Origin of the sequence: Rhizobium freirei PRF 81, from assembly GCF_000359745.1 — a bacterium.
Lineage (GTDB): Bacteria > Pseudomonadota > Alphaproteobacteria > Rhizobiales > Rhizobiaceae > Rhizobium > Rhizobium freirei.
Genome location: NZ_AQHN01000089.1, coordinates 197,140 through 219,169 on the forward strand (window position 1 = coordinate 197,140; position 22,030 = coordinate 219,169).

Annotated in this window: 26 protein-coding genes and 3 tRNA genes; 19 read left to right on the plus strand and 10 right to left on the minus strand. The window is 59.6% G+C overall.

Annotated elements, in window-relative coordinates; all coding sequences use genetic code 11:
- Nucleotides 1-157: 157 nt before the first annotated feature.
- From RHSP_RS28650 to RHSP_RS28670, 5 genes are all read right to left on the minus strand, one after another.
- A complete protein-coding gene (locus RHSP_RS28650; RefSeq protein WP_157385461.1) occupies nucleotides 158-1,096 on the minus strand; it encodes a sugar nucleotidyltransferase in 939 nt (312 codons plus the stop codon).
- 191 nt (nucleotides 1,097-1,287) lie between these two features.
- Nucleotides 1,288-2,502, minus strand: coding sequence for an acyltransferase family protein (locus RHSP_RS28655; protein ID WP_004127214.1), 1,215 nt, complete (start codon nucleotides 2,500-2,502; stop codon nucleotides 1,288-1,290).
- A gap of 286 nt (nucleotides 2,503-2,788) precedes the next feature.
- Nucleotides 2,789-2,862: transfer RNA gene (locus tag RHSP_RS28660), tRNA-Gln, on the minus strand.
- Between the two features lie 238 nt (nucleotides 2,863-3,100).
- Nucleotides 3,101-3,736 (minus strand): NrsF family protein, encoded by a 636-nt coding sequence (locus RHSP_RS28665; protein ID WP_004127218.1) that lies wholly within the window; start codon nucleotides 3,734-3,736, stop codon nucleotides 3,101-3,103.
- The gene (locus RHSP_RS28670) at nucleotides 3,723-4,289 is read right to left on the minus strand and encodes a sigma-70 family RNA polymerase sigma factor (RefSeq protein WP_004127222.1); all 567 of its coding nucleotides are present in this window, start codon (nucleotides 4,287-4,289) and stop codon (nucleotides 3,723-3,725) included. The genes RHSP_RS28665 and RHSP_RS28670 overlap by 14 nt, the downstream gene beginning before the upstream one ends.
- Nucleotides 4,290-4,532: 243 nt before the next feature.
- On the opposite strand from RHSP_RS28670, the gene RHSP_RS28675 reads away from it, so the two are divergent.
- From RHSP_RS28675 to RHSP_RS28695, 5 genes are all read left to right on the plus strand, one after another.
- Nucleotides 4,533-4,799: a BufA1 family periplasmic bufferin-type metallophore gene (locus RHSP_RS28675; protein WP_004127225.1), complete on the plus strand. Its 267-nt coding sequence runs from the start codon at nucleotides 4,533-4,535 to the stop codon at nucleotides 4,797-4,799.
- A 45-nt stretch (nucleotides 4,800-4,844) separates the two neighbouring features.
- A complete protein-coding gene (locus RHSP_RS28680) occupies nucleotides 4,845-5,129 on the plus strand; it encodes a BufA1 family periplasmic bufferin-type metallophore (protein WP_004127227.1) in 285 nt (94 codons plus the stop codon).
- An 82-nt stretch (nucleotides 5,130-5,211) separates the two neighbouring features.
- Nucleotides 5,212-6,066 (plus strand): MNIO family bufferin maturase, encoded by an 855-nt coding sequence (bufB, locus tag RHSP_RS28685; protein ID WP_037155098.1) that lies wholly within the window; start codon nucleotides 5,212-5,214, stop codon nucleotides 6,064-6,066.
- A gap of 10 nt (nucleotides 6,067-6,076) precedes the next feature.
- Nucleotides 6,077-6,832: an HvfC/BufC N-terminal domain-containing protein gene (locus RHSP_RS28690; protein ID WP_037155101.1), complete on the plus strand. Its 756-nt coding sequence runs from the start codon at nucleotides 6,077-6,079 to the stop codon at nucleotides 6,830-6,832.
- 129 nt (nucleotides 6,833-6,961) lie between these two features.
- Nucleotides 6,962-7,447: a DoxX family protein gene (locus RHSP_RS28695; RefSeq protein WP_004127233.1), complete on the plus strand. Its 486-nt coding sequence runs from the start codon at nucleotides 6,962-6,964 to the stop codon at nucleotides 7,445-7,447.
- Nucleotides 7,448-7,607: 160 nt separating this feature from the next.
- On the opposite strand, the gene RHSP_RS28700 is transcribed toward RHSP_RS28695, so the two are convergent.
- Nucleotides 7,608-8,564 carry a phytanoyl-CoA dioxygenase family protein gene (locus tag RHSP_RS28700; RefSeq protein ID WP_004127236.1) on the minus strand — a complete coding sequence of 319 codons (957 nt, stop codon included), beginning with the start codon at nucleotides 8,562-8,564 and terminating at the stop codon, nucleotides 7,608-7,610.
- Between the two features lie 471 nt (nucleotides 8,565-9,035).
- On the opposite strand from RHSP_RS28700, the gene RHSP_RS28705 reads away from it, so the two are divergent.
- The gene (locus RHSP_RS28705; protein ID WP_004127239.1) at nucleotides 9,036-9,956 is read left to right on the plus strand and encodes a DUF1003 domain-containing protein; all 921 of its coding nucleotides are present in this window, start codon (nucleotides 9,036-9,038) and stop codon (nucleotides 9,954-9,956) included.
- Nucleotides 9,957-10,013: 57 nt separating this feature from the next.
- On the opposite strand, the gene RHSP_RS28710 is transcribed toward RHSP_RS28705, so the two are convergent.
- Nucleotides 10,014-11,195 carry a TCR/Tet family MFS transporter gene (locus RHSP_RS28710; protein ID WP_004127242.1) on the minus strand — a complete coding sequence of 394 codons (1,182 nt, stop codon included), beginning with the start codon at nucleotides 11,193-11,195 and terminating at the stop codon, nucleotides 10,014-10,016.
- Between the two features lie 75 nt (nucleotides 11,196-11,270).
- On the opposite strand from RHSP_RS28710, the gene tetR reads away from it, so the two are divergent.
- A complete protein-coding gene (gene tetR / locus RHSP_RS28715) occupies nucleotides 11,271-11,894 on the plus strand; it encodes a tetracycline resistance transcriptional repressor TetR (protein WP_004127245.1) in 624 nt (207 codons plus the stop codon).
- Between the two features lie 32 nt (nucleotides 11,895-11,926).
- On the opposite strand, the gene RHSP_RS28720 is transcribed toward tetR, so the two are convergent.
- The gene (locus RHSP_RS28720) at nucleotides 11,927-12,589 is read right to left on the minus strand and encodes a flavin reductase family protein (protein ID WP_004127248.1); all 663 of its coding nucleotides are present in this window, start codon (nucleotides 12,587-12,589) and stop codon (nucleotides 11,927-11,929) included.
- A 184-nt stretch (nucleotides 12,590-12,773) separates the two neighbouring features.
- Here RHSP_RS28720 and RHSP_RS34945 point away from each other — a divergent pair, with 184 nt between their 5' ends.
- From RHSP_RS34945 to RHSP_RS28730, 3 genes are all read left to right on the plus strand, one after another.
- The gene (locus tag RHSP_RS34945) at nucleotides 12,774-13,037 is read left to right on the plus strand and encodes a hypothetical protein (protein WP_004127250.1); all 264 of its coding nucleotides are present in this window, start codon (nucleotides 12,774-12,776) and stop codon (nucleotides 13,035-13,037) included.
- A 120-nt stretch (nucleotides 13,038-13,157) separates the two neighbouring features.
- Nucleotides 13,158-13,742 (plus strand): IMPACT family protein, encoded by a 585-nt coding sequence (locus RHSP_RS28725; RefSeq protein ID WP_004127253.1) that lies wholly within the window; start codon nucleotides 13,158-13,160, stop codon nucleotides 13,740-13,742.
- Nucleotides 13,743-14,027: 285 nt separating this feature from the next.
- The gene (locus RHSP_RS28730) at nucleotides 14,028-14,486 is read left to right on the plus strand and encodes a GyrI-like domain-containing protein (protein WP_004127256.1); all 459 of its coding nucleotides are present in this window, start codon (nucleotides 14,028-14,030) and stop codon (nucleotides 14,484-14,486) included.
- Nucleotides 14,487-14,551: 65 nt separating this feature from the next.
- Here the strand turns inward: RHSP_RS28730 and RHSP_RS34950 are convergent.
- Nucleotides 14,552-14,623, minus strand: a tRNA-Ser gene (locus tag RHSP_RS34950).
- A gap of 80 nt (nucleotides 14,624-14,703) precedes the next feature.
- Here RHSP_RS34950 and RHSP_RS28735 point away from each other — a divergent pair.
- Nucleotides 14,704-15,099: a cupin domain-containing protein gene (locus tag RHSP_RS28735; protein ID WP_004127259.1), complete on the plus strand. Its 396-nt coding sequence runs from the start codon at nucleotides 14,704-14,706 to the stop codon at nucleotides 15,097-15,099.
- A 64-nt stretch (nucleotides 15,100-15,163) separates the two neighbouring features.
- Here the strand turns inward: RHSP_RS28735 and RHSP_RS28740 are convergent.
- A tRNA-Ser gene (locus tag RHSP_RS28740) sits at nucleotides 15,164-15,253 on the minus strand.
- 304 nt (nucleotides 15,254-15,557) lie between these two features.
- Here RHSP_RS28740 and rplU point away from each other — a divergent pair.
- The 8 genes from rplU (at nucleotide 15,558) to RHSP_RS28780 (ending at nucleotide 21,961) form a co-directional block, all read left to right on the plus strand.
- Complete coding sequence (rplU, locus tag RHSP_RS28745; RefSeq protein ID WP_004127263.1) at nucleotides 15,558-15,875, plus strand: 50S ribosomal protein L21; 318 nt, start codon at nucleotides 15,558-15,560, stop codon at nucleotides 15,873-15,875.
- 32 nt (nucleotides 15,876-15,907) lie between these two features.
- A complete protein-coding gene (gene rpmA, locus RHSP_RS28750; RefSeq protein ID WP_004127267.1) occupies nucleotides 15,908-16,177 on the plus strand; it encodes a 50S ribosomal protein L27 in 270 nt (89 codons plus the stop codon).
- Nucleotides 16,178-16,306: 129 nt separating this feature from the next.
- On the plus strand, nucleotides 16,307-16,942 hold the full coding sequence (locus RHSP_RS28755) for a GNAT family N-acetyltransferase (protein WP_004127270.1): 636 nt from the start codon (nucleotides 16,307-16,309) through the stop codon (nucleotides 16,940-16,942).
- Nucleotides 16,939-17,526, plus strand: coding sequence for a GNAT family N-acetyltransferase (locus RHSP_RS28760; RefSeq protein ID WP_004127272.1), 588 nt, complete (start codon nucleotides 16,939-16,941; stop codon nucleotides 17,524-17,526). Before RHSP_RS28755 ends, RHSP_RS28760 begins: the two co-directional genes overlap by 4 nt.
- A gap of 267 nt (nucleotides 17,527-17,793) precedes the next feature.
- Nucleotides 17,794-18,900 carry a GTPase ObgE gene (gene obgE, locus RHSP_RS28765; RefSeq protein ID WP_004127275.1) on the plus strand — a complete coding sequence of 369 codons (1,107 nt, stop codon included), beginning with the start codon at nucleotides 17,794-17,796 and terminating at the stop codon, nucleotides 18,898-18,900.
- Complete coding sequence (gene proB / locus RHSP_RS28770) at nucleotides 18,897-20,066, plus strand: glutamate 5-kinase (protein ID WP_004127278.1); 1,170 nt, start codon at nucleotides 18,897-18,899, stop codon at nucleotides 20,064-20,066. Before obgE ends, proB begins: the two co-directional genes overlap by 4 nt.
- Nucleotides 20,059-21,342 carry a glutamate-5-semialdehyde dehydrogenase gene (locus RHSP_RS28775; RefSeq protein WP_037155479.1) on the plus strand — a complete coding sequence of 428 codons (1,284 nt, stop codon included), beginning with the start codon at nucleotides 20,059-20,061 and terminating at the stop codon, nucleotides 21,340-21,342. Before proB ends, RHSP_RS28775 begins: the two co-directional genes overlap by 8 nt.
- Before the next feature lie 37 nt (nucleotides 21,343-21,379).
- Nucleotides 21,380-21,961 (plus strand): nicotinate-nucleotide adenylyltransferase, encoded by a 582-nt coding sequence (locus RHSP_RS28780; RefSeq protein WP_240535540.1) that lies wholly within the window; start codon nucleotides 21,380-21,382, stop codon nucleotides 21,959-21,961.
- Nucleotides 21,962-22,030: the final 69 nt, after the last annotated feature.

The following is a 22,030-nucleotide window of genomic DNA, read 5'->3' on the forward strand; positions in this document are numbered from 1 at the left end:
TGCATGTCAACGCGCGTGAAATACCGACGGCGCTCAGCCAAACAGGTCAGCAACAGACTGATTCGCACTTTGAAAATACAAAGTTGCGTGGAGCACCACTCAAGTGCCGGGCGGCTTGTAACGGCCCTTTTCCATGGGGACACTCAATGTTAGTACCTTAGAACAAGTTGGCTCCAGCCAAATGACCTGACCTTGGCTCGGCCCGCTCTTCGTCAATGATGCGTAGAAGATAACCGCGATAGCTTGAGCTCGAAATGTCTTCGATTTGCCGCAGCAGTTCTTCGCTTGAAATCAGACCGGATCTAAAGGCCACCTCTTCCGGGCAATAGACCTTCAGGCCCTGCCGTTTCTCGATTGCATGCAGAAAATTGCCTGCCTCCATAATCGCCTCGGGTGTGCCAGTATCCAACCATGCAGTCCCGCGACCGAGCTTGATAGCGCGCAACCGATTCTCTTCAATGTATTGGCGGTGTACCTCGGTAATCTCCAGCTCGTTCCGCTTCGACGGAACGACCTTTTTTGCGTATCCCGCTACATCCCCGGGAAAGAAATAGACGCCGATGGAGGCCCATGTTGATTTGGGAGCCGCAGGCTTTTCGACGACTTCGATCACACTGCCATCGCTGCCGAAAGTTATCACGCCGAAATTCTGAGGATCGGAAACACGATATCCGAAAATCACTGCCGAATTTTCCGTGCGAATAATCTTGCCGGCTTCGGACATCGCATGCCGGACATCTTGCCCGAACAAAATGTTGTCTCCGAGGAGGAAGCAGACGGGACTGCCTGCGAGAAACTCTTCAGCGAGCGCCAGACCATCGGCGATCCCGCGCGGCTCCGATTGAGTAATGTAGGAGAATTTTGCTCCGAATTGTTCGCCCGTTCCCAACAGCCGTTTCATCGCGCCGAGATCTTCTGGGTTCGTGATAAATAGTATCTCACGTATCCTCTGCAAAAGAAGTAGGGACAGAGGATAATGGATCATTGGCTTATCGAAAACGGGAAGAAGCTGCTTACATGCAACCAACGTGGACGGATACAACCGTGTGCCCTTGCCGCCTGACAGCACCACACCTTTCAAGGGAAGATCTGACATTCATCTACTCCTTTATGTGTTCCAGCTTTCCTTCACAAACAGGCGCCCGGCATTCAACGACGAAATTCTGTCCTATCTCGCGCCACATGGACCCACCAAAATCAGAGCGAATGCATCAACCTCAGGGACATACAATATTGTTACTTAGGGATGTTCCGACAATCGAGACCAATAGTGAGCGAATAGGAAATTCAGGATTGCGCGACCTGCAATCGACCTTCCATCAAACCCGAAATCTGCTTTCCGGCCCTCATGAACGGCGCCTCGATGAAGTGGAACGTCAGATATGAGAGAACCGTCACCAAAGCAGCAGCCAGCGCGACTGCGATCATATTCATGCCCAAACCGTTAGCCTCGATGAACGCCTCCGGCACAAGTCGGGTCAGGATCTGACCGGAAATGTGGATGCAAAGTAGCGAGTTAACATAGAGACTGAAAGAAATCAGTCCGAAAAACTTCACGATCCGCAAATTACAGAACCACTGCAATGGGCCTTCGGCGTGATAGTAGACACTATAAACAATAACCGCCGAGGCCAGGGCCTCAATGACAACCGCACCGCCTATGGTGGGGAGAGCCCACCGCGCTAACACCAAGAATATGAAGCTTATCAGAATAAGCGCGTTCTGGCTAATCCAGGACGGTCTTTGCGGGAGATCTTGGCGGATGAACGCTGTGATTGTCCCGATCACGAAACAAAACACGAAAACGGTTGATAGGGCGCTAAATGTCCAGCCGTTGACAATGACGTAGGCGTCAGAAGGGACTGCCCACGACAGTAAGTAAAATGCCACCAACAGAAGGTAGGTGGTGAACGTGCGGCGCCCTAAGAAATAGAACAGCGGCATAAGGATTGAGCCGTATGTCTCGACGAGCAGACTCCACAGGAAGGGAACGAGATTAAATCGCTGCAAGGCGATATTGTGGAGAAGGTCGCTGAAATCGGTCAGAGACGTGAAGAACGCCGAATACCACGTTGAGTGCGTGGGACTCGCGACCTTATGGCCGGCAAACTGATAAGCAAATGCCAAGACACAGCTCACGATGATCATGGGCCAGAGGCGAAATATCCTCTTGGCCGCGTAAGCGATCAAAGCCGTCGCGCCATCTGGGAGGCTCGATCCCCACGTCATCCGACTCATGGAAAGCGCAAGTACAAAGCCGCTGTGCACAAGAAAAAAAGTCACAGCAGCGTGGCCATTGGCCAGCATAACCGTCCATTTCTCGAGCTGTGCTGCAATCCCTGCATCCGATGCGAACCACAGGAATGTATGATCGTACGGGCCAAAGCTTAGTCCATCAACTTTGAAGACCAGCATTCCGTGAAACATCAGCACTGCGCAGGCGGCAATGCCTCTCAACGATAAGAGAGCATCATTGAACCCGCGATATTCGATTGAGCGCATGCTTTGTCCAGCTCTAGTGTCGAGATTCTATTGCCACTCGAAACTGCCATACGCAAGCTTTCAATGAGTAGATACTTCAACATTCATTGTTGCGCTGCAAAGACCGCCAAACGCGAAAGAGCATTTGTTCTTGAGGGTCGGAACCTTTTTATAGCACGGGCTTGCTTCAACTTCCGGAAAATCCCTGAAGCGCGAGGGAAATAGCGCACAACAAGTCGCAACACGAAACCAGCGGAATCTTCAGGCTTTCAAATGCTAAAAAGCTGATTTTCTTAGTAAACGTGATTGGCTGGGGAACCTGGACTCGAACCAAGATTAACGGAGTCAGAGTCCGTCGTTCTACCATTGAACTATTCCCCAACAGCTGCCAAGCGATTGAGCATTCGCAGCGAAGGCAGCGCCTCTATAATCGAATTTGCCGCGGATGCAAACACTTTAACACATGCAAATGCGATTTTTTGAAAGTTCGAGGCGAAAGCCGATGTCAGCCTGCTTTTGCCGGCGCCTCCAGCGGACTTTCCGGATATAGCGGCTGTCGTGACGGGCGACGACCAGGGAAGGACGCTCATCCTTGGCCGACACAACGCGCCAAATCAGCTCACCAGCGCAGGATACGCTTGCCGAGGATATAGCCGATTCCCGTTACGATCGCGATCGCGATCGGATACCAGAGCAGCACGAAGAGCGGGCTGTCGTCCGTGCAGTTGGAGGCATAGAAGGTTGCGGCGATGCCGCTGGCGGCAAGCCCGGCGACGGCTCCGGCGACACCGGGCCGCTCCGGCGCTCCATGGCGCAAGGCAAACAGGAAGCAGGCAAGCGGGCCGATCGACAGCAGAGGGATGAGCGTCAGGCAGAAGCGGGCATTGTGCCCGATCATCCGCGCTCCCCAGCTCTCGGCCGGCATGACCGCCAGCTCGGCGGCAACGGCCGCGAGCAACAGGATCGGCGCCGCCAGAAGCATCCAACCCCAGATGCGAAGCGACACGCCCGGGCGCCCGATGCGGAAGACAACGGCGCAAGCGGTCACGGCAAGCGCGATGGTCACGACGAACTTGAACAGGAAGCGGACCGTTTCCATCGCGCTGTCGATATCGGAGCGAAAGCCGATCGCAGCAAAGAAGATGCCGCCGCTGATCAGGATGCCCGCGACGACCGCCAGGGTCAGGGCCTTGCCGATCCGTGTGCGGACCGGCGCATCCTGCGCCAGAAGATTGATGAGGTCATCGGTTTTCACTGGTCTCACTCCGATAGAGGGCTGCAAGCGCCTTCAACGCGCGGTGCAGCGCCACGCGCACCGCCCCTTCCGTCATCTTCAGCCGATCCGCCGTTTCCCGGACGCTGGCTCCCTCGACGGAAATCGAGCGCACGATCGTTTTCTGCGGATCTTTCAACTGCTCCAGCATGCGATCGACATCGAACCGGTCCAAGGCATCAGTATGCTCTTCTGCCTCCAGGAAATCGATCACATCGTCGATCGGCACGCTCATATGTCGTCCACGTCGCCTCAGGCTGTCGATGAGCTTGTTGCGCACGATCGTCGACAGCCAGGGGCCGATCGGACGCGATGAATCCCATGTGCCGCGCTTCAGATGGATGGCCAGCAGCACTTCCTGAACCACATCCTCGGCCTCACTTACCGGCGCGCCCAGCTGATCGCAGCGCCTGCGCGCCATGGCGCGCAGATGCGGCGTCACGGCGGACAGGAAACGGTGATAGGCCTGCGCATCGCCGCCGATGGCGCCGCGCATCCAGACTGCCCATTCCTCTTCGCGCGCCGAATGATTCACCCGACATCTCCTCTACGCAGGACCGCAGGATTTCGTTACCGGCAACGGTCGTTCTTTTTCAAGTCTTTTCGGCTTCCACCCAAAGGTGATCATGCCGCAGGCCGGTCGGGCGAACATATAGCCGGCGCAGAGTATTTCAGCGCCGATAGAAAAATTTCGTGCCGGCTGTAACATCCAGCCGGCGCACTCCGTAGACCCTGATGCAGGCCAATGACGGCTCGCGCCCATCTAGGAGACAGATCCATGAAGAACAGCATCATCACCCTGGCCATCGCCGGCTCGATCGCCTCGGCACTCGCATCCGTCGCCGTCCCGGCATCGGCCGCCGACACCAAGGAAAAGTGCTACGGCGTTGCCCTCAAGGGTCAGAACGATTGTGCCGCCGGCAAGCACGATTGCGCCGGCAAGTCGACGATGAGCTATGATAAGATGTCCTTCAAGCTCGTTCCCACAGGCACCTGCACTTCCATGAAGACCCCGCAGGGCCATGGCTCGCTGACCCCGGCCTGATCCGAATCCGATCACCGATCAATTTGCTGATGTAAGGAGTTTGTCATGAACAGGATTTCCGCAGTCGCCCTGGCCGCATCGGTCGCAACGGCGGTGACGCTAGCCGCCGGCGTCACCACCGCTTCGGCCGCCGATGCCAAAGAGAAATGCTACGGCATCGCCCTCAAGGGCCAGAATGATTGCGCCGCCGGTCCCGGCACAACCTGCGCCGGCACATCGAAGATCGATTATCAGCGCAACTCGTGGAAGCTCGTTCCCGCCGGGACCTGCGAAGCGATCAAGACGCCGAACGGCCATGGCACGCTGATGCAAGGTCCGGCACCTGTCTGATCAAATGCGCTAACGCAGGGCGGCGCATGGTCCCCGCGCCGCCCTCCTTCCAGGATCGAGCCTATCCAAATGGAGGCCTGCAATGAAACCGTCAGAACTTCCCCGCCGTGCCGGGGTCGGCTTCAAGCCGGAACATTTCGCAACGATCAATGCCGCCAGCCAGCCGATCGGCTTCTTCGAGGTCCATGCCGAAAACTATATGGGCGCCGGCGGTCCGCCGCATGCCCAGCTTGGCAAGCTGCGCCAGGATTATGCCTTGTCCGTCCATGGCGTCGGTCTTTCCATCGGCTCGATGCAGCCGCTCGACGCCGATCATCTTGCCCGCCTCAAGATCGTCTGCGACCGCTACGAGCCCGAGAGTTTTTCGGAGCACCTCGCCTGGTCGAGCCACGACACCACCTTTCTCAACGATCTGCTGCCCCTGCCCTATACCGAGGCGACGCTGGCTCAGGTCTGCGCCCATATCGATCAGGTTCAGACGCTGCTCGGCCGGCAGATGCTGCTCGAGAATCCGGCTACCTATCTGCTCTTCGAGGAGAGCACCATCGAGGAGACGGAGTTTCTGGCCGAGGTCGCACGCCGCACCGGCTGCGGCCTGCTGCTCGACGTCAACAATGTTTTCGTCGCCGCCACCAACCACCACATGGATCCGCGCGCCTATCTCAAACGCTTCCCGGTGCAATGGGTGCGCGAGATCCATCTGAGCGGCCATTCGGAGACAGTCGACGATGCCGGTGCGCCGCTCTTGATCGACAGCCACGATACCCCGGTGAAGGATCCCGTCTGGGAGCTTTACGAGGGGCTCATCGGCCGAACCGGGCCGATCGCCAGCCTGGTCGAATGGGACAACGACGTGCCGGAATGGCCGGTTTTGAGAGCCGAGGCAGAAGCTGCCGAGGCCATTTTGAAACACGCCGCCGAACGCCGGGCGGCCTGAGGAGGGGGTCATGTCTCTCGCGACGCAAAGCCAATTCGCCGCAGCCCTCATCGATCCCGGCAAGGCCGTGCCAGAGGGGTTGGCGGCGTGGAATGGCCCTAGGCCTGAACGGCGCTTCGGCGTCTATCGCAACAATGTCGCCATCGGCCTGATCGGTGCGCTCGCCTCGCGCTTTCCGGCCGCGGAAAAGATCGTCGGAAAGGAATTCTTCCCGGCCATGGCGCATGAATTCGTCCGTCTGCATCCACCGCGATCACCTCTGTTGCTGGCCTATGGCGATGACTTCCCCGGCTTCGTCGAGAATTTCGAGCCGGCGGCTGAAATCCCCTATCTGCCCGACGTTATGAGATTGGAGGCAGCCCGGGGACGGGCCTATCACGCAGCCGACGCGACGCCGCTCGATGCCGCTCTGTTGGCGACGGTCGAGCCGGCGGGCCTGGCGGAACTGGCCTTCGTGCCGCATCCTTCCGCCTCTATCACACGCTCCGCCCATCCGGCCGTCACCATTTGGGCGATGAACACCGGCGAAATCGAGCTTGCGGATATTGCCGATTGGACGGCCGAGGATGCTCTCGTCGTCCGCCCGCAGATGATCGTCGAGGTGCACCGACTGCCGTCGGGCGGCGCGACCTTTCTGGAGCGGCTCTTTGCCGGCGCCGATCTTGGCCAAGCCTTCGAGGCGGCGCTTGCCGAGGCTGCCGATTTCGATCTTTCCGCCAATCTTGCCGGTGCGCTCGCCGCCGGTGCCTTCTCGGATATTCGCTGAGCGCAAGAGCCGGATGATTTTAGGTCGAATCGATCAAAAATCTAAATCATATGTGAAATCAAATAGATAGATTTATGCCGTCCGAAAACCGCTGACACTTTTCGGCATCGTGCTCTAAGGAGAACCGACATGCAAAACCGGATGATGACGGCTGCCACAGCCGAACGCGAAACCATGGCCGAGAGGCTCTACCGCGCGCTCAGGCTCCTCGGCCACATTCCACATGATCTGATCGCGCTGGTCGCGCGCCTGTCGATTGCTGCCGTCTTCTGGCAGTCGGGCCAGACAAAGGTCGACGGCTGGCACGTGACCGACAACGCCGTCTATCTCTTCCAGACGGAATACAAGCTCCCCTTCGTCGATCCCTGGATCGCCGCCCATATCGCCGCCTTCAGCGAGCATTTCTTCCCTGCCCTGCTGGTCATCGGCCTGGCTAGCCGGCTCTCGGCGCTGGCGTTGCTCGGCATGACGCTGGTGATCGAGATATTCGTCTATCCCGACGCCTGGCCGACGCACGGCACTTGGGCGACCTGCTTTCTGGTGATCATCGCGGGCGGGCCTGGACGCATCGCACTCGATCATCTGATCGCCAAAAGGTTTGGCCGCGCGTCCTGAGTTGAGAAAGGTGGGAGCGCCACTGCACGGCGCTCCTTAGCATGCGGCTGGAGCAATTCCCGGAAACGTGCGCAGCGGTTTTCCGTCCGGAATTGCGTAGAAGCAATAAGTTAGAGCGGTTCTCAGATTCCGTGAAAAACTGAACCGCTCAAGGCGGGGCTTAGCGCAGCACCGGCTCCCCGTGGAAACGACGGCGCGAAGGTGCGGAAACCCCGAAGCCGACCTCCATCATCAACCGCGGCTTCTGCGTCGGCACCGTGCCCATATGGAAGCCGAAGGGATCCTCGACGAAGCCGGACCCGGCCTTGCCGGTCAGCGTCAGCGCATTCGCCTGCCCATAATAATCGAGCACCTCGTTTGCTGGGTGCCCTACAAGCAATGTCAGCTGATGCCGGAGCTGGCGGCGCTTGTGGCTTCCCTTGATGAAAACGTGCGGGCCAGTGCCCTCATCGACGTCGACCAGGTTGAAGAAGAACTTCAGCATCCGCCAGTCATCGAGGTCGAAATGGTATTTGTCGAGCGAAGCGAGGCTTCTGTCTGCCTCCGAAGCCTGCGTTGGAAAACTCCACCAGATACGGGTGGTAATCACCTTGGCTTGCCCGCCGAGATAGTGTCGGGCGACATCGATCAGCAGTGGATCGCGCTGCACCGCCATGACAGCATCGCAATCCAGCGAACGTTCAAAGAAGTGTCCGCTTAGAATCGGGCGGCCGAAGCGGGCCTCAGCTTCCCTATGGTCTCCCGCAACGAATTCGAGTTTCCGGTTGAAATTGCCGAAGCAGCCGGTGATGCGCGCAAACTCGGCAATTTCTCGATGGATATGATCGGGCAGCATGAGGTTCGGATAGATCCCGTCCGACCGCAATGCATCGACGACATCTTTACGCTCGACCCCCGTAAACATCGAGGGGCCGGAAGCAGGAAGCTTGACCCGCTGCTTGGTGGCAAACCAATGCATGCGCCGAAACGGCAGCGTTCGCGCCAACAGGAACATCGGCAGCCATGCCGGGTTTTCTTTGAGATCGGTCAGGTAGGTGGGTATTCTGACTGCCATGCGCTTGAAGCGGCCGCCTTGCCGGGCGACGGACTCCAAGTCTCCTGCTTGGAAATTGTGCATCGTTATCCTCTCTGCACATGTGCAAGTTGCAGCAACAGGCCCCAACACCCTGTTGTATTAAATCATTGAGACTTCGCATTTATTTGCAGCAGCGAATGTACTGTGCAGCGCAGCACATAGAATGCCGCCGCCTTCGGTCAAGGGGGAAGGAAACTCATAAATCGCCGTCAGCCGACAGAAATTGCCGGATCGACACGCTGGGCTTTCGGAGATGGCTCCAACATCGCGGGACGGTTGCTTTCCGATGAGATAGCCGGGGCAGCGCAATCCGATGCCGGAACCAGCCATCCCATTTGCCGTTAATTAGGACAGTGGCATTATAAGACATTCGGCGGCTTCAAACGGAGTGGCGACAACGAAACGACGCGATAACGCTTGATGGCGACTTCGATTTGACAGTCTTGTAACAGTCACATTCCTGTTGGCATTTTTGGCTAAATGAGCAGGAAGACACAGAAGAGGCCCCCCTTTATGACAGAAACGAAGACCGTTGACCCCGCGGAAGGAATAGTCGATTTCGATGCAGGCGAGGGCGAAGCCCCGACCATCGTGGAGATGGACGATTATACCAAAAGCCTTGCCAGGGCGAAGGCCAAATCTATCAAGCTCGTCGATGCCATCACCGGTCAGACGCTGAAGAAGAAGGATGCTGTGCACGTCGACGACCTCCGCCCATCATTGGCGGATTTCATTCGGCTGAAACATCCAGAGCTTCGCGCGGACGACTATGTCAGCCGCAAGGTCATGGACGACTATCGCGCCCAGTATATCGCCGAACTCCTGACGGTGGAGCGCGGAGAGCTTTCCAACCTCGAGGATGAGGTCGTCGAAAGCCTGAAGACGCATGATACGCTTGCCGAGAACATCGAAGAGGATTATGAGGACCACCGTTCCATCGGCGACCGGATGGCCGATGGCGTCGCCTCCTTCGGCGGCAGCTGGGTCTTCATCATCTCTTTCTGTCTGTTTCTGGCCGTGTGGATGGCGGTCAATGTCGTCATGGGCGAAAAGCAGGCATTCGATGCCTATCCCTTCATTCTCCTCAATCTCGTCCTGTCGACGATCGCCGCGCTGCAGGCGCCCGTTATCATGATGAGCCAGCGGCGCCAGGAAGAGAAGGATCGCCTGCGCGCGCTCAACGATTACAAGGTCAACCTGAAGGCCGAACTGGAAATCCGCCATCTGCATGAAAAGGTCGATCACCTCCTCAACCGCCAATGGGAGCGACTGACCGAAATCCAGCAGATCCAGATCGAGATGATGCTGGAACAGGCCAAGGCTGCGACGCGCGCGATCAAGGCCAACAAGGCTACGAAAGCCAAGACCAGCGCCCTGAAGAGCCTCTTCGGCAAGGTCAAGGATGATCCCGAACCGGACGATTCGGTGAATTGATCTGACGGGCAGGCGCGGCGCGAAGCCCTCTTCCAGCCGCCCACACCGGTCCGAAGATCACGCTTCGGCTGCCTTCCTTCGGGCCGTAAACAGTATCGGCACACAGACCAGATAAAGCAGGGCACCGAGAATCCAGATCAAGCCGGGAAAGGCAGATCTGGATGCGAAGTAGATCTCGCTGATCGCCAGAGGCGCGAGGACGGATGCAAGGCTCGTCAGGCTGCCTAACACGCCCTGCAGACGACCCTGCTCACCCGGGCTCACGCGCTGCGTCATCAGGGACAGCAATGCAGGCTGGCCGATCCCACCGAGGCAGAAGAGCGGAAAGAGCAGGAAGGCGATGAAACCGCGCGTGGCGAAGGCGATCGCGATATAGGCGGCGCTGTCGCAGACGATCGCAACGACGAGCGCGCGCCGTTCGCCCCAGCGCTCGCTCAAGGGGCCGGCGACGAAGGCCTGGGCGAGCGCATGGAAGAGGCCGAAACCGGCCAATGACAGGCCGACAGCCGCTATATCCCAGCCAAACTTGTCCTGGCCGTAGAGCACCCAGACGGTGCCGCCAATCTCACCGACCATGCTGAGAATGACGGACATGAACAGCAGCGGCAGCAGCGCCGGAAACGCCGTGATCCAGCGCAACGGCGCCAGCGGATGAAAGGCGGCCGGATCGACGCGCTCCGGCTTGGCGCTGCGCGTCTCCGGCAGCGCTATGAGCGCGAGAATGAAATTCAATAGGACAAGTACGCCGGCAGCCACGAAAGGCGCGCGAAGGGAAACCGTGCCGAGCACGCCGCCGATGACCGGCCCGAGAATGAAGCCGATGCCGAAGCAGGCGCTGAGCAGCCCGAAGGCGCGGGCGCGCTTTTCCTCGGGGGTGATATCCGTCAGGCATGCCGCCGCAACCGAGGCGTTGGCGGCCGTCAGGCCGGCAACGGCGCGCCCCAGGAACAGCCACCAGAAATCCGGCGCCCACGCCATGAAAGCATAGTCGATCATGCCGCCTGCCAGCGAAACAAGCAGCACCGGCCGGCGGCCATAGCGATCGCTCAGCGTCCCGAGGATGGGAGAAGCGAGAAACTGCAGGGCGGCATAGAGCGACAAGAACGCACCGTAGCGCCAGCCGAGATCGGACGTATGCGTCACGCTCCTGAGAAGCTGCGGCAGGATCGGCATGACGAGGCCCGTGCCGGCAGCATCGAGAACCACAACGGCCAGAATGGTCGAAAGCACCTTGTTCATTGTATAAAATTTATCGTTGATAAGGAACTTTATCGCTGATAAATTATGTGAGCGAAGCTGTCAATCGGAGGGCCTGTGAAAATCGATCGAGACCAGATCGTCGATACGGCGCTGACCATCTTGAACGAGGTCGGTATCGACGGCTTGTCGACGCGGCAGATCGCCCAGCGCCTCGGCGTTCAGCAGCCGGCGCTCTATTGGCACTTCAAGGGCAAGCGGGCTTTGCTTGCTGCCATGAACACCGAGATGCTGAAGCGGAGCCATACGCGCCGCACACCGCTTGCCGGCGAAACCTGGCAGGAGTTCCTGCGCGCCAACGCCCACAGTTTCCGCTCTGCCTTGCTGGCCTGGCGCGATGGCGCGCGCGTTCACGCCGGGACGGAGGCCGATCCCTCCGATCTGGATACGATCGAGGCCCAGCTCGACTGTCTGTGCAAAGCCGGCTTCGCGCCGGGCCAGGCCCTGGAAACTCTGATCGCCATCGGCCGCTATGTGGTGGGCTGCGTGCTGGAAGAACAGGCCGACGCGGCAGATCCGCCGGAGCGGTCAAATCTCGACACCGCGGCGGAAAGCCATCCGAATCTAGCTCAAGCAATCGCGCATTATCGGGCGAGCGGGCATGAGGCATTTTTCGAAGCGGGCCTGGAGCTGCTGATCGGCGGCGCCGAAGCCACGCGCCGGCAGCTCAAAGCGCCTTGATGAATGCGACGAATACCGAACCGGCAATCTCATCACGCCTCCGCCTTGAAGGTGCGGCCGAGATCCGGCCCGATGCCGAAATAATGCCGGAACACATAGAGCAGCGGGCTCCACCGGCCGGTATCGATGTGGTTCGTTCCCGGTATGACGATATCCCTGTGCGCGTGGACCCGGATCACCCTCGTTTCGATGATCCAGAACGCCTCCTGCCGCTCCGCGGGCCATTCGCCGCCGGGCGCGTGCGCGGCGACGACCTCCGCTTCAAGCTGGATCGGACATTCGGCTATGCGCAGTGGCCGAACGAGGTCCGACACCTGCGGCGTGAAGCCGGACACATCGAATTTATTCTTCTCGAAGCGATAGCCGATTTTTTCCTTGTGGAGAGGAACGGGGTTGCGGCCGGTCGTCGGAGCCAGGGCCTCGATCTTCGGCCAGAGATCCGGAGAAGGGAAATTCAACACCAGCTGCCGCTCGCGTATGGCATTTTCCCGCCCCTTGCTGGTGGATGTCAGGCCGAGAACCATGCGGTCGAAAAGCGCCCAGGCCGAGGACATGGGCGAGATATTCGTAGTGCCGTCCGGATTGAGGCTCGTGATCAGCGCGACGGGCGTGCCGACATAGAGCACACTGGGCTTGATGACGATATGCTCGCGATCATCTGCGGCTAGTGTAAATTCGGCGGTGTGGGTCATCATTGCAAAATCTCCTTTTGGAGCTGCAGTGTAACCGAACAGGTGCATGCAATAGTTCGGCTACGGCCGAACTATGAGGTGTGGAGGTCAGGTTGCTAAAGAAACCAAGTGATAACAATCTTTTACAGATATATGCCTGACCGGCTATGCGGTCTCTAGCTTGATATATGGGATTAGGCCATGAGTATTGGCCACCGTCCGCACCCAGCCTTGCCGCCATCCTGTCGCTGACGCTCGTCATCATCTCGCTGATCGCATTCCTCATCCAGCGCCGGATTCCTCCCGACGCTCCTACCAGACTGTCAACGGCAAGCCGCAGTATAAGAGCAAGCGGCCACCCGGAGCGATGACGGCGCCGGTTCTGCTGGCCTTCGTGACCACCATCATCACCACGCTCATCCCGCAAATCTTTCTGGCGCTTCTGCGCCGCAGCAGTGTCGTCGCCGAATAGCGAACTCAATTCCCATTTGCCGGCTAACGGACATCGCGCTCTTCCCCGACAGGGTCGGCGGCGCAATCGTTCGAATGAAGCCTGTCGGAAAATTGACATTTCTGCGCTAAGGAGCGGCTCATGTTTACGCTCACGACCGCCAGCAGCCATTCCCAGGAGATCAAACGCAGCCGCTTTCTCGCGATAGCCGGGCCGGTGGCAGACGAGCAGGCCGCAAAAGACTTTATCGCGGAGCACGCAGCCGCCGACGCCAACCACAATTGCTGGGCATGGCGGATCGGCCAGATCTATCGGTTCAACGACGACGGGGAGCCGAGCGGCACGGCGGGCAAGCCGATCCTCCAGGCGATCGACGGACAGGAGCTGGACAACGTCGTCGTCGTCGTGACCCGCTGGTTTGGCGGTGTTCTGCTCGGCAGCGGCGGGCTGATCAGAGCCTACGGCGGCACCGCCGCCCTCTGTCTTCAGGCTGCTGAAAAGACCAAGATCGTACCCATGGTCTCCTTGGCCATAGAGGTGCAGTTCTCCGATCTCGCTTTGCTGAAATCACGCCTTTCCTCGCTGCGGGACACCGTCATCACGGCAGAGCAGTTCATCGCCACCGGCGCCGTGCTGACCCTCAGCATCCCCGCGGCAAACGCCGACGACACCCTGCGGATGATAACGGACCTCACGAGCGGCCGCGCTATGATCGACAGAGGCTGATGGACCATCGGTTCGAGCGCCCGGTGCGTCGGAACGGGAAGTGAAAAGCGAACGATAGCTTCCCTTAAACGAAATGGCAGACACCGCGAACAATGAAGGCGGGCAACTTCCTTACGCCGTGGCCCTCCCCTAACCGCTGATCGGGAAACAAGGTAAGCATTTCTCCAGAAGACACCATTTCCCTCCATCTTTAGCATTTCATTCCGGTTTTCGATTTGCAGGCTTCCCTTTATCGGCCTACCCCACCTCAGCTCTTCTTTACCTGACACCTCGAAGGAATGTGCGATGGAAATCAAGGAAACGCCTGATCTGTGGGTGCTGCGCGCCAAAAGACGCTTGCGCATTCCCGATATCAAACAGGCCGCGATTGAATATGCTCCGCAATTCGAAAAGCAGATTGCCGAATCCGGGCTAAGGGTCGCCGGCCCATGGCTCTTTGTCTCCCACAACCTTCCGAGAGACAGTAAGACGTTCTTCGATTGGCAAATATGCCGTCCGGTAGAAAAGCCCGAACGATATGACGGTACGATGGAACTTCACCATCTGGAGCCGATCATTGTGGCGAGCAAAATGCATCAGGGATCGTTGCGAACCCTTTTTACCCAGGGCTATGCCCCTTTGGTCGCCGAAATCGAAATGTCCCGCCATATCTTTTCGGGGGAGAGCCGGGAAGTCTATCATGGCTGGAACGGCCCTGGCTCATCTTACCAAAGGGTCGAAATTCAGTTCGGCCTTGCGCGCTGACCCCTTCGATCGCCACAGGAAATCGACGATTTGGATCTGCCAGATTCTCTGGAGGACTGCCGGAAGACGGGATTTGAACCCACGATGCCGTTGCAGATAAGCCGCATTTCAAATGCTGTGCATTCAACCACTTTGCCGCGCTATATCAGTCCGATTGACATTCTCTGTCATTGTGACACCGTTCCGCACGGTTGCTGACCCACCGTTTTGAGGTAAAATGACAAAACGATCGCAAGCAGTTATCACTACGGCCGAGGAACGCCCGCGCGACGGATGGAACGACCCCGTCCACGGCTCCATCTCCTGGCACACGCTCTTGAGCGGCGACATCACCCCCACCGACAGCATGAGCGCCGGCATCGCCGAACTTGCGCCCGGTGGCGAGCTCAAGCCACACCGGCATGACCCATCGGAAATCTATTTCATCTTCGAGGGAACCGGCATCGTGCGGATCGACGGGCAGGAAACCACGGTCAAGGCCGGCACCACCGTCTTCATCCCCGGCAATGCCGAACACGGCATCCGCAACGAATCATCCGCCACCCTGAAATTCTTCTACGTCTTCCCGACCGGCTCTTTTGCAGATGTGGTCTATCGGTTTCCGGAGAATTGAGAAATTCCGGGCTGTTCTCATCAAGTCGATGGTCTGAGAAATACGGCAACTAGGCCCTAGAAGGTGGCGGAGAGGGTGGGATTTGAACCCACGATACCCTTGCAGGTATGCCGCATTTCGAGTGCGGTGCATTCGACCACTCTGCCACCTCTCCGGTTATGCTGGTCGGCGCTGTCAAGCGCGGGCTGTCTCATAGCGACAGTCGGAGAGGATGGCAAGGGCGAATATGAAAGCTTTTCATCCTTTTGCCTTGACAGATCAGGGACGCTTATATATCCCGTGCGGCGCAATAGGTGTGGATAAGTCCGCGCCTTGCCCGCCCTGCTTCGCGCAGGGCTTCACCGGCAGATCTTTTTAAGGCCTTGAGCCTTTGGAATTCCTGCTAAATTTCGACTGATAAAAAGACGGCCGCTCGTCCCTATGGCGAGAGAGCCGGAACGAACATGAAAGGATAAAAAATGTTCGCAGTCATCAAGACCGGCGGTAAGCAGTACCGAGTGGCAGCCAACGACGTGCTGACCATCGAGAAGCTCGAAGTCACCGCCGGCGGCACCGTAGAATTCACCGAAGTCCTCGTTATCGGCGAAGGCGCCGACGCTGCGATTGGTGCTCCCTTCGTCAAGGGCGCTTCCGTCAAGGCCGAAGTGGTCGAGCACAACCGCGGCAAGAAGGTCATCGCCTTCAAGAAGCGCCGTCGTCAGAACTCGAAGCGTTCGCGCGGCCATCGCCAGCACCACACTGTTGTCCGCATCACGGACATCGTGGCTGCCAAGTAAGTAACGGGATCAGGGTTTAAAGGAGAACTCCAATGGCACACAAAAAAGCTGGCGGTTCCTCGCGCAACGGTCGCGATTCCGAATCCAAGCGCCTTGGCGTGAAGAAGTTCGGCGGCGAAGCCGTCATCGCAGGCAACATTATCGTGCGTCAGCGCGGTACACAGTGGCATCCGGGTTCCAACGTTGGCCTCGGCAAGGATCACACGATTTTTGCGCTTACGGCGGGCAACGTGAACTACCGTACGAAGGCCAATGGCCGCGTGTACGTGTCTGTAATGCCGAAAGCGGAAGCAGCGGAATAAGCCGGTAGCGCTCTAAAACAGCCGGCGTCTCATCGACCCGGCTGGCCGCATCAGGTTCAGTCCAGAAAAAGGGGAGATGGGGCGCCATCTCCCCTTTTTCTTGTACCCTCAACCAAGGAGGACTGAACCATGCAAGGCGAATTGTTAAGGGAAGACCAATCGAGGTCTCCCGAAGAACGGCTGAGGCCGGATAGGTTAAGGACCGATTGCCCCGTCTTACTGTCGGAAAGGCTCGTTCTGCGCGCGCCCCACGAAGAAGACATCGACGCCCTTGCCCATCTCGCCAACAACGCCAATGTCGCTACTATGGTATCGCGTATGCCGCACCCGTATACGACCAATGATGCCGCCGATTTCGTGCGACGCACGAAGCTTGGCGAGATTGGCAAGTGCGTCTATGCGATTACGAAAGCGGACAACGGCGCCTTTCTCGGATGCTGCGGCGTCGAGCCGACGGCCGATCCGGACACCGTCGAGATCGGTTACTGGCTGGGCGAGCCCTATTGGAACCAGGGCTATACGACGGAAGCCGCCCATGCCCTGATCGACATGGTCTTCCGTACCCGTGAGAACGTCGCCCAGATCGACGCCCGCTGCAGGGTCATGAACGTTGCCTCAAGAAGGGTCGTTCAGAAGTGCGGCTTCCAGTTCCAGGGGTCCGGTCTTGCCGCGTCGCTGGCGCTCGGCAGCACCGTTCCGGTCGAATGGTACAGGCTCGACCGCAAGACCTGGATATCCTTGCGTAGCTGGGGAGGCATGAGATGAACGCGCTCGCCCTCAACCGCCGCAACGACAGGATGCTGATGCCCGGCCCGACGCCGGTCATCCAGACCGGGCGGCTGACGCTGCGCCCGCACCGGCTGAGCGACGCCGACATGATCGCGGAATCGCTGTCCGATTTCGCGGTCACCCGCATGCTGGCTAGGGTGCCTGCACCCTATGACCGGCAGGATGCGCTCGACTGGCTGGTGGAGCACACCTCCGGCCTTGGCATCGATTGGGCACTGGCCATCACCGAGCGGGACGATGCCCATATCGGCTGCGTCGGGCTGGAGCTGCGGCATGGCCGCTGGCACCTAGGCTACTGGCTGAACCGCTTCTACTGGCGGCAAGGCATCATGACCGAGGCGGTCAAGGCCGCGCTGGAGCGCTTTGCCCGCCGCATGCCCGAAGTCGCCATCCATTCCGGCGTCTTCGCCGACAATCCGGCGTCGCTCAAGCTGCAGCAGAAGCTCGGCTTCGAGATCACCGGTTGCTCGGAGATCTACAGCTTTGCCCGCAACACCATGGTTCCGCACATCGAAACCGTGTTGAAGCCGGGAGCGCTGCGGCTCTCGCAGGCGGCGTGAAGCCTTGAAAACCCGCTATCGCCGGCCCGACCGGCGATAGCACAGCATCAATCGCGCTGTTCTTCGTGTTATGACAGGTAGACCGCACGATATTCTTTGACCTCGGCCCGTAGCGCCTATATCGAAGGCGACATGACGGGTAAATGGCCGGCCGATGCGTCCCCATGGATGCGCAGAGGACGGCGGCAATCGATAAAGAGCGCATAGGCTTTTCTAAATCCCATTCGATCCGAAGGGACATGCGCCGACACCGGGTGACGACGTAAGATGAAATTTCTCGATGAAGCAAAAGTCTATATTCGCTCAGGCGATGGTGGCGCAGGCAGCGTTTCCTTCCGGCGCGAGAAATTCATCGAATTCGGCGGTCCTGACGGCGGCGATGGCGGCCGCGGCGGCGATGTCTGGGTCGAGGCCGTCAACGGCCTCAACACGCTGATCGACTTTCGCTACCAGCAGCATTTCAAAGCCACGATCGGCATGCACGGCATGGGCAAGAACCGCGCCGGCGCCAAGGGCGCCGATGTGACGCTGAAGGTTCCCGTCGGCACGCAGATCTTCGAGGAAGACGGCGAAACCCTGATCTGCGACATCACGCAGGAAGGCCAGCGCTTCCGCCTGGCGCCGGGCGGCAATGGCGGCTTCGGCAACGCCTATTTCAAGTCCTCGGTCAACCAGGCGCCCGATTGGGCCAATCCCGGTCTACCCGGCGAGGAAAAGACCCTCTGGCTGCGGCTGAAGCTGATCGCCGATGCCGGCCTTGTCGGCCTGCCGAATGCCGGCAAATCCACCTTCCTCGCCGCCGTCAGCCGCGCGCGGCCGAAGATCGCCAACTATCCTTTCACGACGCTGCATCCCAATCTCGGCGTCGCCACCATCGACGGCCAGGAATTCGTGCTGGCCGACATCCCCGGGCTCATCGAGGGCGCGCATGAAGGCGTCGGCATCGGCGACCGTTTCCTCGGCCATGTCGAGCGCACGCGCGTATTGCTGCATCTGGTCTCCGCTCAGGAAGAAAAGGTCGGCAAGGCCTACAAGACCGTGAAGCATGAGCTTGAGGCCTACGGCAACGACATCCCCGACAAACCGGAAATTGTCGCGCTGTCGCAGATCGACGTGGTTGACGAGGAAACGCTGAAGAAGAAGACGCGCGAACTCGCCCGCGCCTGCGGCAGAACGCCCTTCCAGATTTCCGCCATCACAGGGCGCGGCATGACGGAAGTGCTGCGCGCGCTGCGTGACGTCATCGTCGAAGCCAATTCAGGCGAGGCGGACAAGCCGGCCAAGGCACCCAAGGTGCGCCATCGCGATATGTTGCCTTCCGACGACGAAGGCGACGACGAGCGTCTTAGTGAGGACGGGGATCATCAGGGATGACAGCCCGCAAGCCGCTCGACCGCTACCGCCGCATCGTCATCAAGATCGGCTCCGCTCTTCTGGTCGATCGCAAGACCGGCTTGAGGAAATCATGGCTCGACGGCATGTGTGCCGACATCGCCGCGTTGAAGGCCAAGGGCATCGATGTCCTCGTGGTTTCCTCGGGCGCCATCGCGCTCGGCCGCTCCGTGCTCGACCTGCCCTCCGGCGCGCTGAAGCTGGAGGAAAGCCAGGCAGCCGCCGCTGTAGGTCAGATCTCGCTTGCCCGCGCCTGGTCGGAGAGCCTGTCGCATGACGATATCGTCGCCGGCCAGATCCTGCTGACGCTCGGCGATACCGAAGAGCGCCGCCGCTACCTGAACGCTCGCGCCACCATCAACCAGCTTCTGAAAATCGGCGCCGTGCCGATCATCAACGAGAACGATACGGTCGCGACCAGCGAAATCCGCTATGGCGACAATGATCGCCTTGCCGCGCGCGTCGCCACCATGACCGGCGCCGACCTTCTGGTACTGCTGTCGGACATCGACGGGCTCTATACCGCCCCGCCGCATCTCGATCCGCAGGCGAAGTTCCTCGATACGATCGCTGATATCACGCCCGAAATCGAAGCCATGGCCGGCGGCGCTGCTTCGGAACTGTCGCGTGGCGGCATGCGCACGAAGATCGATGCCGGCAAGATTGCGACCGGCGCCGGATGTGCCATGATCATCGCGTCAGGCAAGACCAACCGCCCGTTGAACGCGATCGAAAACGGTGCCCGCTCCTCCTGGTTCGCACCGTCGGGCACGCCCGTCACCGCCCGCAAGACCTGGATTGCCGGACAGCTGCAGCCGGCTGGCGAATTGCATGTCGACGACGGCGCGGTCACGGCCCTTGGGGCCGGCAAGAGCCTGCTGCCGGCCGGCGTGCGGAAGGTCATCGGCCATTTCGGCCGCGGCGACACGGTGGCGGTCGTCGGGCCGTCGGGCCGTGAAATCGCCCGTGGCCTTGCCGGCTACGATGCCGAAGAGGCCCGCCAGATCACTGGCCGCAAGTCGGCCGAGATCGAGGCGATCCTCGGCTATGCCGGCCGCGCCGCCATGGTGCATCGCGACGACCTCGTCATGACCGCGTCCGTCAAGGCGAAGGCCGAGAAATCGAAGAAGGATGAAGCTCATGCTTGATACTGTCGCACAAAGCCCCGACATCGACGCGCTGATGAACGATATCGGCCGCAAGGCCCGGGCTGCGTCGCGACCATTGGCCTTTGCTTCGACTGACAGCAAGAACAAGGCGCTGAACGCCATGGCGGACGCCATTCTTGCCCATAAAGATCATATCCTCTCTGAAAACGCCAAAGACCTGAAGGATGTCGAGGGCACGGACATGCTCGCCTCCTTCGTCGATCGCCTGACGCTGAACGATAAGCGCATTGCTGAAATGGCCGAAGGCATTCGCGCCATTGCCGCGCTTAATGATCCAGTGGGTGAAGTCATCGCCGCCTGGGATCGACCGAACGGGTTGAAGATCGAGCGCGTCCGTACGCCGCTCGGCGTCATCGGTGTCATCTTCGAAAGCCGCCCGAACGTGACAGCCGATGCCGGTGCGCTGTGCCTGAAGGCCGGCAATGCTGTGATCCTGCGCTGCGGCAGCGATTCCCGGCGCTCCTCGCAGGCGATCTATGACTGCCTGGTCGAAGGCCTGAAGGCTGCGGGCCTGCCGGAACATTCGATCCAGCTCGTGCCCATCAGCGATCGCGCTGCCGTCGGCGCCATGCTGCGCGGTCTGGAAGGCAATATCGACGTCATCGTGCCGCGCGGCGGCAAGAGCCTTGTCGCGCGCGTGCAGACCGAGGCGCGCGTACCGGTCTTTGCCCATCTGGAAGGCCTTTGCCACCTCTATATCGACGCCTCGGCCGATCTCGACATGGCAAAATCAATCGTCGTCAACGCCAAAATGCGCCGCACGGGCATCTGCGGTGCGGCCGAAACCCTGCTGGTCGATTCCAAGGTCGCCTCCACCCATCTGAAGCCGCTGCTTGACGGACTTGCCGCCGCAGGCTGCGAAATCCGCGGTTCCGCCGATGTCCTCAAGCTTGAGCCCGGCGCAAAGGCGGCAACGGAAGAGGACTGGTCGACGGAATATCTGGCGCCGATCATCTCGGTCGCTCTGGTCGACGGCATCTCCGGCGCAATCGCCCATATCGGCAAATATTCGTCGAACCATACCGAGGCCGTCATCGCCGAGGATCCCGCAGTCGTCGAACGCTTCTTCACCGAGATCGATTCGGCAATCCTGCTGCACAATGCCTCGACGCAATTTGCCGATGGCGGCGAATTCGGCATGGGCGCGGAAATCGGCATTGCCACTGGCAAGATGCATGCGCGCGGACCTGTTGGCGTCGAGCAGCTCACCTCCTTCAAATATCGCGTGCGCGGCACCGGACAGATACGGCCCTAACGTGCTGAAAGAAGAGGTCGATCAACGCTATCTGCGCATGCCTCATGCCGAGCGCGGCATGGTGGTCGGTCTGTTCGGCGGCTCCTTCAATCCGCCGCATCGCGGCCATGCGCTCGTGGCCGAGATCGCCCTTCGCAGGCTCGGCCTCGATCAGCTCTGGTGGATGGTGACGCCGGGCAATCCGTTGAAGAACCACAATCATCTGGCGCCGCTTGCCGAACGTATCGCGCTTAGCGAACAGATGCTTCACGATCCGCGCATCAAGGTGACGGCGTTCGAGCAGACGCTGGGCATGAGCTACACGGCCAATACCTTGGCGCATGTGAAGGCACGCAACAGCCATGTCCACTTCATCTGGATCATGGGCGCCGACAGCCTCAACACGTTCCATCGCTGGCAGAAGTGGCAGGAAATCGCCCGCACCTTCCCGATCGCTGTCATCGATCGGCCGGGATCGACGCTATCCTACCTCTCGGCCAAGATGGCCAAGACCTTCCATTATGCCCGTGTCGACGAAGACGATGCCCGCGTCCTCTGGAAGAAGCGTGCGCCGGCCTGGACCTTCATCCATGGGCCACGCTCGGCGCTCAGCTCGACAGCCCTGCGCAGGGCAGAATAACCAATTGATTTTTCGGGAAGATAAAAAATAAAAAGCCCGACGCGGGAGGAGGATGCGTCGGGCTTTGAA